This window comes from Rhodoferax sp. GW821-FHT02C08 (assembly GCF_059421805.1).
Map to the genome: position 1 here is coordinate 1 of NZ_JBWKVR010000027.1, position 12,271 is coordinate 12,271.

General features: G+C 61.2%; 11 protein-coding genes and 1 tRNA gene. 7 read left to right on the forward strand and 5 right to left on the reverse strand.

The genetic code is table 11. From position 1 onward, the window contains the following. Positions 1 to 372, forward strand: a 372-nt coding sequence (locus AC07VY_RS22985) for an HK97-gp10 family putative phage morphogenesis protein (protein ID WP_495099518.1), incomplete at its 5' end; no start/stop codon positions are given. Between the two features lie 354 nt (positions 373 to 726). On the opposite strand, the gene AC07VY_RS22990 is transcribed toward AC07VY_RS22985, so the two are convergent. Then, the gene (locus AC07VY_RS22990; RefSeq protein ID WP_495099519.1) at positions 727 to 1,785 is read right to left on the reverse strand and encodes a PDDEXK family nuclease; all 1,059 of its coding nucleotides are present in this window, start codon (positions 1,783 to 1,785) and stop codon (positions 727 to 729) included. Positions 1,786 to 2,062: 277 nt separating this feature from the next. Here AC07VY_RS22990 and AC07VY_RS22995 point away from each other — a divergent pair, with 277 nt between their 5' ends. Next, complete coding sequence (locus tag AC07VY_RS22995; protein ID WP_495099520.1) at positions 2,063 to 2,281, forward strand: hypothetical protein; 219 nt, start codon at positions 2,063 to 2,065, stop codon at positions 2,279 to 2,281. A 549-nt stretch (positions 2,282 to 2,830) separates the two neighbouring features. On the opposite strand, the gene AC07VY_RS23000 is transcribed toward AC07VY_RS22995, so the two are convergent. Continuing rightward, positions 2,831 to 3,349 carry a hypothetical protein gene (locus AC07VY_RS23000; RefSeq protein ID WP_495099521.1) on the reverse strand — a complete coding sequence of 173 codons (519 nt, stop codon included), beginning with the start codon at positions 3,347 to 3,349 and terminating at the stop codon, positions 2,831 to 2,833. Between the two features lie 217 nt (positions 3,350 to 3,566). Next, a tRNA-Lys gene (locus AC07VY_RS23005) sits at positions 3,567 to 3,642 on the reverse strand. Positions 3,643 to 3,864: 222 nt separating this feature from the next. Here AC07VY_RS23005 and AC07VY_RS23010 point away from each other — a divergent pair. Continuing rightward, the gene (locus tag AC07VY_RS23010; protein WP_495099522.1) at positions 3,865 to 4,803 is read left to right on the forward strand and encodes a PfkB family carbohydrate kinase; all 939 of its coding nucleotides are present in this window, start codon (positions 3,865 to 3,867) and stop codon (positions 4,801 to 4,803) included. A 3-nt stretch (positions 4,804 to 4,806) separates the two neighbouring features. Here AC07VY_RS23010 and AC07VY_RS23015 read toward each other — a convergent pair whose 3' ends face one another. Continuing rightward, complete coding sequence (locus tag AC07VY_RS23015) at positions 4,807 to 5,775, reverse strand: GMP reductase (RefSeq protein ID WP_495099523.1); 969 nt, start codon at positions 5,773 to 5,775, stop codon at positions 4,807 to 4,809. Between the two features lie 193 nt (positions 5,776 to 5,968). Between AC07VY_RS23015 and nudB the strand changes: the two genes are divergently transcribed. The 3 genes from nudB to clsB are packed head-to-tail and all read left to right on the forward strand — an operon-like array spanning position 5,969 to position 8,377. Then, complete coding sequence (gene nudB, locus AC07VY_RS23020; protein ID WP_495099524.1) at positions 5,969 to 6,433, forward strand: dihydroneopterin triphosphate diphosphatase; 465 nt, start codon at positions 5,969 to 5,971, stop codon at positions 6,431 to 6,433. Then, on the forward strand, positions 6,430 to 7,158 hold the full coding sequence (locus tag AC07VY_RS23025) for an endonuclease/exonuclease/phosphatase family protein (RefSeq protein WP_495076470.1): 729 nt from the start codon (positions 6,430 to 6,432) through the stop codon (positions 7,156 to 7,158). Before nudB ends, AC07VY_RS23025 begins: the two co-directional genes overlap by 4 nt. A gap of 1 nt (position 7,159) precedes the next feature. Next, positions 7,160 to 8,377, forward strand: a complete 1,218-nt coding sequence (gene clsB / locus AC07VY_RS23030; protein ID WP_495076471.1) for a cardiolipin synthase ClsB — start codon at positions 7,160 to 7,162, stop codon at positions 8,375 to 8,377. Positions 8,378 to 8,385: 8 nt separating this feature from the next. Here the strand turns inward: clsB and AC07VY_RS23035 are convergent, their stop codons facing one another. Further along, the gene (locus tag AC07VY_RS23035) at positions 8,386 to 10,356 is read right to left on the reverse strand and encodes a methyl-accepting chemotaxis protein (protein ID WP_495099525.1); all 1,971 of its coding nucleotides are present in this window, start codon (positions 10,354 to 10,356) and stop codon (positions 8,386 to 8,388) included. A gap of 322 nt (positions 10,357 to 10,678) precedes the next feature. On the opposite strand from AC07VY_RS23035, the gene AC07VY_RS23040 reads away from it, so the two are divergent. After that, positions 10,679 to 12,268 (forward strand): alkaline phosphatase D family protein, encoded by a 1,590-nt coding sequence (locus AC07VY_RS23040; RefSeq protein ID WP_495099526.1) that lies wholly within the window; start codon positions 10,679 to 10,681, stop codon positions 12,266 to 12,268. The last annotated feature ends 3 nt before the right edge of the window (positions 12,269 to 12,271 follow it).

Sequence of the window (12,271 nt, forward strand, 5' to 3'; positions counted from 1 at the left end):
GTGGTGGTCGAGAAGGCCGTCAAGGACCAGATCGGCCATTACCAGCCCGCGATGGGGGATTTCCCTGCCTGGGCCGCGCTGGCCGATTCGACCGAGGCGCAGAAGGCCCGCATGGGCTATCCAGCTGATGCGCCACTGCTGGCCAGCGGTGACATGCGCGACAACATCAGCCATGAAATCAACGGCAACGAAGCGGTGATCGGCTCGCCGGATGACCGGGCGGTCTACCACGAGTTCGGCACCAGCAAGATGCCGCCGCGGCCGGTGTTTGGGCCTGCCGCGTTCAGGACTGCTGACCAGGTGCTGGAAATCGTGGGGCAGAAGGTCGTTTCGGCGCTTGTCGGTAAGGCGGTCCGTACCGGCGACCTGTGACGGCCTACCAAGATCGTTCGCCGGGGTGTGGCTTCTATCGGCCGCACCCCGGTGCCCAAAAGTTGGGGCGCCGATCGTTGCGAAATGGTGCGCAATAACTGCGCATATTTCCGCGCAATATCTGAACGGGGAAATGCCCAATCTCTCCAATGAAGTAGGGGCCGAAAGTAGGTTTTATTTCCGAACGATTTTCCCGCATTCTTGCGCATGGCTGCCAGGTGTACCCAGAGGGGGCAAAGTTGCGCAAGTTGCGGGCGCAACCGCAAAAAAGAGGTGGTCAAGTCCTCCCCCACTAGTTGCTCGGCGGTAGCATCTGTATATGGATGTGAGCATTGCAGAACGGTTGAGTGCCCGTTATTTTTTGAGCGTCTGCAGGAGTTCTTCGTTGCTCACATTCTTGTCGTACGCTATCTCTATTAACCTGACTCCGTTGGCTCGACATTGGTCGCGTTTCTTCGTATCACGTTCGCGGCTCTTGATAAAAGCCACGTCACCGCCAAAGAAGTCAATTGGTTGGAAGTGCTGGGCTCCCTGGTATTCAATGGCAACATTTAACGATGGGAGCCAAATATCCAAATGTTGCCGTCCCAACCATGCCGGCTTTCCATGGTGAATCACTTCGCTGGTGGGTAATAGCTGCCGAACTCGATAAAGAAGTTCGGTCTCAGATACCCAAGACTCTCCGATGAGGGGTACGCCCATTGACGCCCGTACAGTGTTTTCCGCCTGGCGAACAATGTTGAACACGGTCTTCCCAAAATCCGGTGTGGCGTCCAATAGTTTTAGCCAAGCTATTGAGTCCGCTTTGTCTCTGTCAAAACTTCTCAGCGTATTGGGTAGACCTTCCTGGATGAACTTCTCGTAAGCTGCAAGTGCAGCTCGATTCTTGAGGCTTGGATCGGTCTTTGCCGCAGCCTGATGGCGGGAAAGTGCCTCGTTCGTGCGCATTTTTAGGGCTTCCCGGGTGTCATTTAGCCGCCCCCGAATCGAGTCTCTGCCATCGAACCAGCGTACTTTTCGCGCGGTGGTTTGTACCCATCTGTGATTTCTGGCGTCGTAATACTGCGCATTCCCAGGAAACCCATGTGCTTTCCGCTTGACGCTGGATAGGCCGGCATCAAGCTGCAATTTAGGTGTGGCGTGTTGGCCAAGCAATATCCATGTCATAGCTGGCTGCAATACGGCCTGAATATCTATAGCGTGGCTTTTGTAAAAACCTGTCTCTGGCATCAGGTGAAGGCTTGGTGCGCGATACAGTTCCCACGCAGTCGGTGGCACCTGGCAGGCGAAGGCGATCGAGAGATGGGCATCCAGTTGGTGTGATCCGAGTTTTTCGGTGCCCAACTCTAGCGCCTGTTTCCGAATCTTTTCAAGGGTTTCGATCAGATCATGCTCCATGTCGCTGCCTTTCATTTTTCGATCAAATGTGTTCGTTCGTTTCTGATTCATCCTTGCGCTATTTCACGTCACCATGCTACAGTTCTCCCCGGTGCTGAACACACCACAAATAGCGTCCCAAGCCCCCACGATAGCGGGGCTTTGCCGTGCCCGAATTTGGTTTACGGGCTGGGTGTCTCACGTCCGTAAGGCGTGGGGGGTGTCTATTTGCACCTGTTCAACCACCCAGCCCACCCGTTACGGCTTGAGCACCGTAGCTCGTGGTTTTTTGCCTCAAATAGGAGTCGAAACCATGGCAGCAGCCATTCCCACCACCATGCCCAAAACGGGCGCCCCTGATTGCATCCAACTTCACGCCCTGGCAGAAAACGCCCTGACCATGGCGCTTTACCATTTGCGCCACCCGGCCAGCAATGGGCAGAGTCTGCACGCGGCCACCGCCAAAGCCAACCGGGCGCTGACCTTGTTGAAATGGGCCACAGCGTCCAGCAGCCTGACTGTGGGGGCTTGAGTCATGGCCAATCCCCAAAACATTGGCGCATCCACCCGCCGTTCCAATAAGTCAAAGTCTGGTTCATTCAAGAAGGTATCTTCGACTAGGGCAGATGGGTTCAGCGTATTTATGCAGAACATCCACCAATTTGCAGAGGATGCAAAACGAACCATTGAGCCCGCTCCAGTGCTCGAAAAAAGGAAACCTCGTACGAGGCACGATTTGAGCTTCTTTAAAACTGGTGGCTTCGGTCGAGATGACAATTACTGGGACATCCCTCGAACGGGACCCCAATCCGGGTTCGAAGCTGGGATATCCTGTTTCCAGGAAGTTCTTGAACTTGCACAGACTGACTGGAAAGAGGCAAGGGCATATTGCACCTGGTTAATCTGGGATGAGCCTAGATTTGATCGGAGCAAAGCCGAGGAAGCAGGGTTCATCTCAGCTTTGGCTACGGCTGCATTTTCTGATTGTGCCAACCCAAAGCGGCCATCGGCATAGCATCATTTCTTAGCCTAGCCCGGCCACTGTGCCGGGTTTGTTGTTTGTGTGGCGGCAGCGCACGTCTCAGCAGCGCAGCCCGAATTGCCGATCACGGGCTTGTTTGCGCTCACTGGCAATCCAGTCCATGTACGGGGCATTCCCGCCGGCCCGGGCGAGCTGGTCGAGGTAGCGGATGCGCTCATCCAGCGCGGCACATTGCGCAGGCTTGTTTGGGGTGGCGTTTTCAATGCGGGCGGCCTGTACCGGTGGTACTGCCAGGGCCATACCCCGGTTGCGCTGACCGCTGGCTATTGCAACCTGTTGGTCAAACGGCAGATTCGCCGGTACCGATTCCATGCGGTCAACCAGGGCGCCGTGCTTGATGCAGTGCTGCTGGGACCAGAACTGGCCGCCGCCATAGCTTTGACAGAGGTAAAGCGTCGTGGTTCCGGTGGTGCCTCCCATTGCGCTGACCGGCGGCGTGGTGTCCACCGTCTTGCCACCAGCACATGGCGAGTTGCTGTAGGTGCTGCCGCAGCGGTAGACCTGGGCATGCAGACCCGTCGAGAGCAAGAGGAGTGCGAGGGCGGCAAGTATGCGCATGTTCGGTCGATGGTACGTCAGGCTGCAACCATCGCGCTCGATGGCGGTAATGCCTGGCCGTACGGAAATTTCGGACAGGTCAAAAGTGAGGTCATGCGGTACAAAACCATGTACCCGTGGCTACATGGTGGCTACATAGACCAAAAGAGACCCGGAAAACAAAAAAGCCTGCTACTGATTTAGTAGCAGGCTTTGCAGTGCCCACAGGGCTTGAAAGTGGTGGGTCCTGACAGATTCGAACTGTCGACCTACGGATTAAGAGTCCGCTGCTCTACCAACTGAGCTAAGAACCCACTTTAAAACTGGTGCCTGGAAGCAATTAATATTCGCTTGCGGCAAGCCCTCTATTATGCACAGTATTTCTGGCTTTTTGAAGCCCTGGCATATTTTTTTGCTTTGTCTATGGATGTCCTTCAGGCAAATGCCTCAGTGACTGTAGTCTCTTGCGACACAATGCCCAGCAAAGTGCTTGTCCGCACAGCGTGCCGGCAGCTGGTGAATCAAAGAGGGATGTTATGGGTGAGATGCAGAAGGGCGCCTCCGCCGCGGCGGGGCCACGTATCAGTACCGTGGGGCACGCGGCCCTGGACCATTGCTTTGACATCGACCAGTTCCCCTCGCAACCCACCAAGACGCCGGCGCAGTCTTACCGCATGGTGTCGGGAGGCATGGCTGCGAATGCCTCGATTGCAGCGGCTCGTCTGGGCGCTCGGGTCCGCCTGTTTGGTGCGGTGGGTGATGACGATGCGGGTCGTTTTCTGGCCCAGCGAGTGCGCAGCCTGGGGGTGGATTGCTCTGGCTTGCAACGCGTACCCTATGCCACCTCGTCCATCTCGGCGGTGGTGATTGACGCGCATGGTGAGCGCCAGATTTTCAATTGTCGTGGCGATGCCTTGCGCAGGGCAGCACCTTTGGACGTGGCCCAGTTGCAGGGTTCCGATGTGGTAGCGGTGGACCCGCGCTGGATGCCGGGTGCCCTGGTGGCGCTGCAGTGGGCCAAAGCGCAGGGGGTGCTCAGCATGCTGGACGGTGACTTGTCGCCGCAGGAGGATTTGCGAGTCTTGAGCGCCTTGGCTGATTGGTCAGTGTTCTCGGAATCTGGCCTGGTGGCGTTTGCGCCCGATGTGCCGTTGGCTGCCGCGTTGCAGCGGGCGCTGGATGCGGGTACGCAGGTGGCGGTGGTAACCCTGGGGCCGCGCGGTGTGCGCTGGATGCGGGCGGGTGACGACAGGCTGCACAGTCTGGATGCTTTTGCCGTAAAGGCGGTGGACACCAATGGTGCCGGCGATGTATTCCATGCCGCCCTGGCTGTGGCTTTGGCGCAAGGGCAGGCCGACCGCCAGGCCCTGCGTTTCGCGGCGGCGGCTGCGGCATTGAAGGTGCAGCGCACCGGCGGTGTGGTCAATGGGCCAGACCGTGCGGCGCTGGATGCCTTTCTGGCCGCGCAGTCCTAGCGCTTACATGATCAGGCCGTTGTCGCCGCCCAGTACCACGTAGTTCACCTTGCGGATGTCCATCAGCTTGTGGCCGCCCGAATAGCTGATGGAGCTTTGAATGTCCTGTTGCATCTCCACCAGCGTGTTGGCCAGCGGGCCCTTGATGGGCTCCAGGATGCGCTTGCCTTCCACGTGTTTGTACTCGCCCTTGTTGTAGTCGCTGGCTGAGCCGTAGTACTCCTTATAGAGCTTTCCGTCCACCTCCACCGTCTGGCCGGGAGATTCTTCATGGCCGGCCAGCATCGAGCCCACCATGACCATGCTGGCGCCAAAGCGGATGGATTTGGCGATATCACCATGCTCGCGGATACCGCCGTCGGCAATGATGGGTTTGGTGGCCACGCGGGCACACCACTTCAGGGCCGACAGCTGCCAGCCGCCGGTGCCAAAGCCGGTCTTCAGCCGGGTGATGCAGACCTTGCCCGGGCCTATGCCCACCTTGGTGGCGTCGGCACCCCAGCTTTCCAGGTCGATCACGGCTTCGGGTGTGCCCACGTTGCCGGCGATGATGAAGGACGCGGGCAGCTTTTGCTTGAGGTAGGCAATCATTTTTTGCACCGTATCGGCATGGCCGTGGGCGATGTCGATGGTGATGTATTCCGGTACCAGTCCGGCTGCGGCGAGCTGGTCCACCGTCGCGTAGTCGGGCGCCTTGACGCCCAGCGAAATCGAGGCGAACGCGCCGCGCGCATGCATGTCGCGCACAAACTGCACATTGTCCAGGTCGAAGCGGTGCATCACGTAGAAGTAGCCGTGCTGGGCCAGCCAGACGCACAGCGGCGCGTTCACCACGGTTTTCATGTTTGCTGGCACCACCGGGATGCGGAAGCTGCGCCCGCCCAGCGTGACGCTGGTGTCGCATTCGGCGCGGCTTTCTACCCGGCATTGGCGGGGCAGCAGAAGGATGTTGTCGTAGTCGAAGATTTCCATGGGGTTCCAGCTTTCTTGAGGTGAGAAGGTGGAGCGCTTGGACTGGAGCCGGCTGCAGGGGCTGCATTGCACAGCCCACAAAAAACCGGGCGGCAATAGCTTGGGCCCGGTGCTTGATTCTAGGCGCCAGGTGGTTTGACACTATGTGTGTTGGCGCATGACCTTTATGGCAGTAGCTGATTAATATGCGGCCATGGCCGTTGTTTTCAAAATCCCCGAATCCGTGCTGGTGGTGATCCACACGCCAGCGCTGGACGTGCTATTGATACGCCGTGCGGATGCGGACGAACATTGGCAGTCTGTCACTGGCAGCAAAGACCACTGGGACGAGGACTTTACCCACACTGCCGCGCGCGAGGTGGCCGAGGAAACCGGCATACGCTGCGGCGTTGGGAGCCTGCTGGAGGCGGGTTTGCGTGACTGGCAGCTGGAAAACGTCTACCCCATCTACCCCCAATGGCGGCACCGATATGCGCCTGGTGTGCTGCTGAACCGCGAGCGACTCTTCGGCCTGCAGGTGCCGGCGGGTACCGTAGTGCAACTCCATGCGCGAGAGCACACGGCCTACCAATGGTTGCCGTACCATGCAGCAGCGCAAGCCTGTTTTTCACCATCTAACGCGGAGGCCATCCTGATGTTGCCCCGATTCATGCCATGACTGTCTTACGCGTAGCAACCTACAACATCCACAAGGGCGTACAGGGCCTGGGGCCGGCACGCCGGCTGGAGATCCATAACCTGGGTCATGCGGTAGAGCAACTGGACGCCGACATCGTCTGCCTGCAGGAGGTGCGCAAGCTCAACCGCAGCGAGCAGGATTACTTCACCCGCTGGCCCGATATGCCTCAGGCCGACTTTCTGGCCCCCGAGGGCTATGAGGCCGTCTACCAGACCAATGCCTTCACCCGCCACGGCGAGCACGGCAACGCGTTGCTTTCGCGCTGGCCGGTGGTCTGGCACAAGCACGAGGATATCTCCGACCACCGCTTCGAGCAACGCGGCCTATTGCACGTGCATGTGCTGGTGGAAGACGTACCGGTGCATGTGATCGTGGTGCATCTGGGGCTGATTCCGGCCAGCCGGGCGCGCCAGGTGCAGCAGCTGGCGGCCTATATCGCCCGCGAGATTCCCCCGGATGTACGGTTGGTGGTGGCCGGCGACTTCAACGACTGGGGCAGCCAGATGCGCCTGGCGCTGAACCGCATCCAGATGCACTGCTTCGACAAGTCGGGCGTGCGCACCTATCCCTCGCGCCTGCCCCTGGCACAGCTGGACTATGTGTACGCGCGCGGCATGCAGCCGCTGAGCCTGGAGGTGCCGCGTGGGCGCATCTGGTGGCGGATGTCCGACCACTTGCCCCTGCTGGCTGAATTCAGGATGTGACATGCCACGCCACCGAGCCCATTTGCGCGGCGGTCACCAGCTGGCATTGTTGGAAGGGAGCCGGGAATTCTTCCCTGCCTTGGTCAGTGCCATGGATGCTGCCCGCCACACGGTGCAGCTGGAGACCTATATTTTCGACTTCACCGGCGCCGGCGCCCAGGTGGGCGAGGCCCTGGTACGCGCAGCGCAGCGTGGCGTGCGCACCCAGGTGGTGGTGGACGGCCTGGGCACGGACGAGCCGTCCGCCGAATGGCGCATGCGGCTGGACCTGGCCGGCGTGCGCTGGCGGGTGTTTTCGCCGGTCAAGCTCTGGGGCCTGCTGCTGCCCACGCGCTGGCGGCGTCTGCACCGCAAGCTTTGCGTGGTGGACGGCACGCTGGCTTTTTGCGGTGGCATCAACATCCTGGACGACTTCCACGACCCTAGCTACGGCGTGCTGGCCGCGCCGCGTTTCGACTTCGCCGTGCAGGTGACGGGTCCGCTGGTGGCGCAGATCGCCTCCACCATGGATGTGCTGTGGCAGCGCCTGCAGGCCGTGCGCGATTTGCGCCAGCATGCCTTGCACGACGCGGTCAGCACCCTGCTGTCGCCGAAATCGCGGCCTCTTCCTGTTGCTACTGAATTTGTAGCTGCTGGCGCAGGTACTACCAGCGCTGCACTCGTTTTACGTGATAACTTGCGCAGCCGCATGCGGATCGAGGCGGCCTATCTGCGCGCCATTGCCAAGGCGCAGCGCGAGATCATCATTGCCAACGCCTACTTCGTGCCCGGCTTTCGCTTGCGCAAGGCCCTGGTGGAGGCGGCACAGCGTGGCGTGCGCGTGCGCCTGCTGCTGCAGGGGCGCTACGAATACTTCATGCAGTACTACGCGGCCCGGCCGGTGTATGGCGTGCTGCTGGGGGCGGGGGTGGAGATCTTCGAGTACGAGCCCAGCTTTCTGCACGCCAAGGTGGCCGTCATCGACGGCGATTGGGCCACCGTGGGTTCGTCCAACCTGGACCCGCTGAGCCTGTTGCTGGCGCGCGAGGCGAATGTGGTGGTCTCCGACAGCAGCTTCGCAGCCAGTCTGCACGGGCGGCTGCACCGCGCGATGGAGGAGGAGGGGCGGCCCATGGACCCGGCCCAGTACGCCAGCCGCCCTTTGCGCCAGCGGGCCATGGAATATGTGGCCATGCTGGTGATGCGCTTGATGCTGCGCGTCAGCGGCAAGCGTTACTGATCCGGCTCCTATCTACCGTGCGTCAGCCGTGGCAGGCTGGTACCCGCGCCGGATAGCTTGAACACCGCCACCGCCTGGGCCAGGCGCTCGGCCTGGTCGCGCAGGCTTTCGGCAGCTGCGGCAGACTGCTCCACCAGGGCCGCGTTTTGCTGGGTCATCTGGTCTAGCTGGTTGACGGCGGTATTCACCTCGGCGATGCCGCCCGACTGCTCGGTGGACGCGGCGGTGATTTCGCCAATGATGTCGCTGACACGCTGCACCGAGCGCACGATTTCGTCCATGGTGCTGCCCGCGTTTTGCACCAGTTGCGCGCCGGATTCGATTTTGGTGACGGACGCACCTATCAGCTGCTTGATCTCCTTGGCCGCGTCGGCGCTGCGCCCGGCCAGGCTGCGCACCTCGCTGGCCACCACGGCAAAGCCACGGCCTTGTTCACCGGCGCGGGCTGCTTCCACGGCGGCGTTCAGCGCCAGGATGTTGGTCTGGAATGCAATACCGTCGATCACGCCGATGATGTCGGCAATCTTCTTGGAGCCCTGGTTGATGTCCTGCATAGTGGCTACCACCTCGCCCACCACCGAGCCACCGCGCGCGGCCACGGCGGCGGCAGACGCCGCCAGTTTGTTAGCCTGCTGCGCGGCGTCGGCCGACTGCCGCACGGTGCTGGTCAGCTCCTCCATGCTGGAGGCTGTGCGTTGCAGATTGCTGGCGGTCTGCTCGGTGCGGCTGCTTAGGTCCTGGTTGCCGGTGGCAATCTCGTTGCTGGCGTTGCTGATGCTGTCCACCGACGAGCGCACCTGCGACAAGGCCTGCAGGTAGCGTTGGCGCATGGCTTCGACTTCGTTCACCAGCGCGCCGATTTCGTCTTTGCGCTGGGTGACGAAGGTTTGCGTCAGGTCGCCATGGGCCACGGTGGTGACGGCACGGGTCAGTTCCTCCAGCGGCTGGCTGACATTGCGGCGCACCAGCAGATACAGGCCCACGCCCAGCAGCAACGTGGTGGCGGCCAGCAGGCCCCAGATCACGCCCATATTGCGCCAGTATTCGGCCATGGATTCGCTCTCGGACACCTCGGCCACCAGCCAGCCCTTACCGGACTGCGTTTTGCGCATCAAGGCCCAGCGGCTGTCTTTTTGCTCAGCTAAAAGCGAGTAGGCATTACGCACATAGCCGTCAGGCGCGGTGGACAGCTCTTGCAGGAACTTTTCGGCCTGCGGATAGGCTTCCAGCACCTTCTTGCCTTTGGCTGTGGGGTGGGCGACGAACACCGCGTCTGCCAGGGCGTTTTTGGCGTCGATGTAATAGATGCCGCCAGTGGCAAAGAAGTGGGACGTTGCCACCTGTTTTTCCAGCGCGGCCTGCTGCAGCGAAATATCGCTGCCGACAAACAGAATGCCCACGATGGCGCCGGCCGCATTTTTGACCGGCTCGTAGTGCGTCATATAGGGCTTGCCGAACAGCACGGCCGGGCCCGTATAGCCCTGGCCGGCCACGACCAGCTTGTAGGCCGGGTGGTTGCGGTCCAGCAGCGTGCCCATGGCGCGCGTGCCGTCCTGCTTCTTCAGCGAAGTGGTGACGCGCATGAAGTCTTCGCCCTTTTTGGCAAACACCGTGGCTACGCCGCCGCTTTCCTTGCTGAACTGGTCCACCAGGGTGAAGTCGTTGTTCAGCACGGTGCCGGCGTTACTGAGGTCGCCCGTGGTTTCATCCAGCGCCAGTGCGGGGTCGAATTTCTGGCGGAAGCTCTCGAAGTCGCTTTGCACGGTGCTGCGGTTGATCTGGTCATAGGCGTCGGCCACGGCGACCACGCTCTGCACCTTTTCCTCCACCGACTTAACCATCAGCGACTTGGTACTGTTGTGCTCCAGCCAGCCAATGGTGATGCTGACGGCCAGCAGCACGACGGCAAGCCCGCCCAAGGACACAAGCGCCAGCTTGCGCGCGACCGATTGGTGAGGGGTGGCCGGAGGGGTATTCATAAGCAGGCTTTCAGATAGGTCGGGTGAAACCATGAGTCTCCGGTCTCTGGAGGCTGTCCAACTGTAGGTAGTTGCCACATTTCGTGCAAGCCAGGCCGTAGGCGCCAGCTTGCGTGTCTGCTGATCGCCACCCCGTGTATGCGTAAATTGCTATTAATTTAATAGCTTCTCGCGCAGGTTTTATCTGCGCTGACGGCCTGTTTTTTATCAAAGTGCTGGCTGTGCGCGCCGCCGGGTGGGGTCATACGCCTGACATTTGTGTTTTCAACAATGCGGCATCACCCACGAGGTGTTCACGATTACCCACGAATGGAGAGTTTGCATGGATCGCCGCCTGTTTTTGAATGCCACCACCGCTGTTGCCGGTGCTACTGCCTTGCCGTTGCGCAGCTGGGCCCAGTCCGCCCCGGCCGTTATCACCCGTGACGCCATGCGCCCGCAGATGGCCCAGGGCATACAGAGCGGCGACCCCAAGGCGGACGGCGCCATCGTCTGGACCCGCAGCGACCGCCCGGCCCGCCTGTGGGTGGACTGGTCCACCACCGCCAGCTTTGCCAACAGCACCCGCGTGCGCGGCCCGTATTTGATGGAAGACAGCGACTTCACCGGCCGCCTGGACCTGGCGGGTCTGCCAGCTGGACAGGAAATTTTCTACCGCGTGATCTTGCAAGACTTGCACAACGAACGCGTGATGTCCGAGCCCATGGCCGGCCACCTGCGCCTGCCGGTGGCGGCGGGCACCCGCCCGCTGCGCGACGTGCGCTTCACCTGGAGCGGCGACACCGCCGGCCAGGGCTGGGGCATCAACGAGGCCTGGGGCGGCATGTCCATCTATGACCAGATGCGCAAGGTGAACCCCGACTTCTTCCTGCACAGCGGCGATACCATTTACGCCGACGGCCCCATCAGCGCCCAGGTCAAGCTGCCCGACGGTAGCATCTGGAACAACATCGTGACCGAAGAGGTCAGCAAAGTGGCCGAGACCTTGAATGAATACCGTGGCCGCCACCGCTACAACCTGATGGACGCCAATATCCGCCGCATGGCCGCCGACGTGCCGCAAATCTGGCAGTGGGACGACCACGAGGTCACCAACAACTGGTCGGACTCCAAAGACGTGAGCGGCGACCCGCGCTATACCGAGAAGAACGTGCCCCTGCTGATGGCGCGCGGTGCCAAGGCCTTCCTGGAATACGCGCCGCTGCGCCGCACAGCCGATGTGGAAAGCCAGCGCGTCTACCGCCACCTGCCCCAGGGCCCGCTGCTGGACATGTTCGTGGTGGACATGCGCAGCTACCGTGGCCCCAACAGTGCCAACCTGCAGACCAGCGAAACGCCCGAGAGCGCCTTCATGGGTCGCCCGCAGGTGGACTGGCTGCTGGACGGTCTGAAGCGCAGCAAGGCCACCTGGAAGGTGATCGCCGCCGACATGCCCATCGGCCTGCAGGTGCCGGACGGCAAGGACGTCGAAGGCCGCGACAAATGGGAAGCCATTGCCAACGGCGACAACGGGGCCCCACGCGGGCGCGAGATCGAGATTGCCCGCCTGCTGCGCGAGATCAAGCGCGCCGGCATCCACAACGTGGTGTGGCTGACGGCCGATGTGCACTACACCGCTGCGCATTACTTCGACCCGGCCAAGGCCCAATTCAACGACTTCGCACCGTTCTGGGAATTCGTCTCCGGCCCGCTGAACTCGGGCAGCTTTGGCCCGAACAAGGTGGACGACACCTTCGGCATGCAAGTGGTCTACCAAAAGGCCCCGCCAGAGCAGAACACCGCGCCCTCGGGCGGCTACCAGTTCTTCGGCCAGGTGGACATCGACGCCAAGACCAAGGCCATGACGGTCACGTTGAAGGACCTGACCGGCGCATCCCTGTACGCCAAGACGCTGGCGCCCCAGCGTGCTTGATCG

Bases quoted from the DNA above. Each gene is read 5' to 3' on its own strand.
- AC07VY_RS23000 (WP_495099521.1), bottom strand. From the start codon at position 3,349: ATGCGCATACTTGCCGCCCTCGCACTCCTCTTGCTCTCGACGGGTCTG.
- AC07VY_RS23040 (WP_495099526.1), top strand. From the start codon at position 10,679: ATGGATCGCCGCCTGTTTTTGAATGCCACCACCGCTGTTGCCGGTGCT.
- nudB (WP_495099524.1), top strand. From the start codon at position 5,969: ATGGCCGTTGTTTTCAAAATCCCCGAATCCGTGCTGGTGGTGATCCAC.
- clsB (WP_495076471.1), top strand. From the start codon at position 7,160: ATGCCACGCCACCGAGCCCATTTGCGCGGCGGTCACCAGCTGGCATTG.
- AC07VY_RS23010 (WP_495099522.1), top strand. From the start codon at position 3,865: ATGGGTGAGATGCAGAAGGGCGCCTCCGCCGCGGCGGGGCCACGTATC.
- AC07VY_RS22990 (WP_495099519.1), bottom strand. From the start codon at position 1,785: ATGAAAGGCAGCGACATGGAGCATGATCTGATCGAAACCCTTGAAAAG.
- AC07VY_RS23035 (WP_495099525.1), bottom strand. From the start codon at position 10,356: ATGAATACCCCTCCGGCCACCCCTCACCAATCGGTCGCGCGCAAGCTG.
- AC07VY_RS22995 (WP_495099520.1), top strand. From the start codon at position 2,063: ATGGCAGCAGCCATTCCCACCACCATGCCCAAAACGGGCGCCCCTGAT.
- AC07VY_RS23015 (WP_495099523.1), bottom strand. From the start codon at position 5,775: ATGGAAATCTTCGACTACGACAACATCCTTCTGCTGCCCCGCCAATGC.
- AC07VY_RS23025 (WP_495076470.1), top strand. From the start codon at position 6,430: ATGACTGTCTTACGCGTAGCAACCTACAACATCCACAAGGGCGTACAG.